We start from the raw sequence: 1,891 nt of genomic DNA, 5'->3' as shown, positions 1-1,891 counted from the left end.
GTCGTCACCGTCCCCACCGACCCTCAGTCCGGTCAGCCTTCCGGTCAGCGCGTCCACAAGCCGTTCAAATTCACCGTGGCGCTGAACAAGGCCGTCCCGCTGATGTACAACGCCCTGGCCTCCGGCGAGATGCTGCCGACCGTCACCCTGAAATGGTATCGCACCTCGGTGGAAGGCAAACAGGAGCACTTCTTCTCCACCGTGCTGACCGACGCCACCATCGTGGACATCGATTGCCAGATGCCGCACTGCCAGGACCCGTCGAAACTGGATTACACCCAGATGATTGAAGTATCGCTGGCGTACCGCAAAATCGACTGGGAGCACACGGTAGCCGGCACCTCCGGCTCCGACGACTGGCGCGCGCCGGTCGAAGCGTAACACCATTTTCTTGCCCGGACGCGTTCCGGGCTTTTTCACTTATAGCGCCGGCGTTGTGGTGTGAAGGTCTCAGACCAGAGCGCGGGGACAAGATACCGCAGTGAATGATGCGTCAGCGCACCGGGGAGCTTTCGGGGCGTGCGGTAGCCGTGGAAGCGAGGGAAAAGGAGAAGACGATGGCCAACAGTACAGGATTGCAGTTCACCGTCAAGGTCGGCGCGTTGCCGGAATCGACCTTTGCGGTGGTGGATTTTCAGCTCAGCGAAGCGCTTAATCAGCCGTTTGCCCTGTCGCTGAATCTGGCAAGTCCCTTGCCGGGTATCGATTTTGGCGCGGTGCTGGACCAGCCGTGTGAGCTGATGGTGTGGTACGAGGGCGAACTGCAACGCCGGGTGAGCGGGATGGTCAGCGCCTTCGCCCAGGGCGATACCGGCTTTCGCCGCACGCGCTATCAGGCGGAGGTGCGCCCGGCGCTGTGGCGGCTGGGGCTGCGTACCAACGCCCGTATCTTTCAGGCGCAGAAGCCGGAGGAGATTATCGGCACGCTGCTGGAAGAGTCCGGCATCACCGATTACGCCTTTGCGCTGCGTCACGAACATGCGGCGCGGGAATACTGCGTGCAGTACCGGGAAAGCGATTTGGCGTTTATCACCCGGCTGGCGGCGGAAGAAGGATTGTACTTCTTCCACGAATTTGAGGAAGGCATGCACCGGCTGGTGTTTGCCGACGACGCGGGGGCGCTGGCCAAAGGGCCGGAGCTGTTCTTCAACCTTGCCACACAGGGGTTGAGCGAGGGCGCGTATGTGCGGCGCTTCCGCTATGCCGAAGCGGTGCGCACCGCCGAGGTGGAACTGAAAGACTACAGTTTTAAAACCCCGGCCTACGGGCTGTCGCACACCAAACCCGGCAGCGACCTCTCGCATCAGCGCGAAAGCTACCAGCACTACGACTATCCCGGTCGCTTTAAACAGGACCCGAGCGGCAAGGCGTTTACCGGCTACCGGCTGGATGCGTTGCGGGCAGGCGCCATGACCGGCGGCGGCGAATCCAATGCGGCAATGCTGCTGCCGGGCAGCAGCTTCACGCTCACCGGGCACCCGAATCCCCAGCTCAATATCGCCTGGCAACTGGTTGCCATCACGCACAGCGGGCAGCAGCCCCAGGCGCTGGAAGAAGAAAGCGGCGGCGAGCCGACCACCTACAGCAACAGTTTCGAGGTGATAAAGGCCAGCATGACGTGGCGTACCGGTATGCCGTACAAGCCGATGGTGGACGGTCCGCAGATAGCGACGGTGGTGGGACCGGCGGGCGAGGAAATCTACTGCGACGAATACGGCAGGATTAAGCTGCAATTCCCGTGGGACCGCTACGGGGCAAGCGATGACCAGAGTTCGTGCTGGGTGCGGGTGAGTCAGGGCTGGGCGGGCGGCCAGTACGGTCTGATTGCGATACCGCGTATCGGCCATGAAGTTATCGTCAGTTTCCTGGAAGGCGACCCGGACCAGCCTAT

The 1,891-nt window shown here is 62.1% G+C and carries 2 protein-coding genes; both read left to right on the top strand.

From position 1 onward, the window contains the following. Nucleotides 1-381: Hcp family type VI secretion system effector (locus DDT52_RS20775; RefSeq protein ID WP_136157993.1), on the top strand; the 381-nt coding region annotated here is incomplete at its 5' end. Nucleotides 382-557: 176 nt separating this feature from the next. Continuing rightward, nucleotides 558-1,891: type VI secretion system tip protein TssI/VgrG (tssI, locus tag DDT52_RS20770; protein WP_136157992.1), on the top strand; the 1,334-nt coding region annotated here is incomplete at its 3' end.

This window comes from Brenneria roseae subsp. roseae (assembly GCF_003115845.1).
Classification (GTDB): Bacteria; Pseudomonadota; Gammaproteobacteria; order Enterobacterales; family Enterobacteriaceae; genus Brenneria; species Brenneria roseae.
This window is presented reverse-complemented; position numbering and strand designations above follow the sequence as displayed.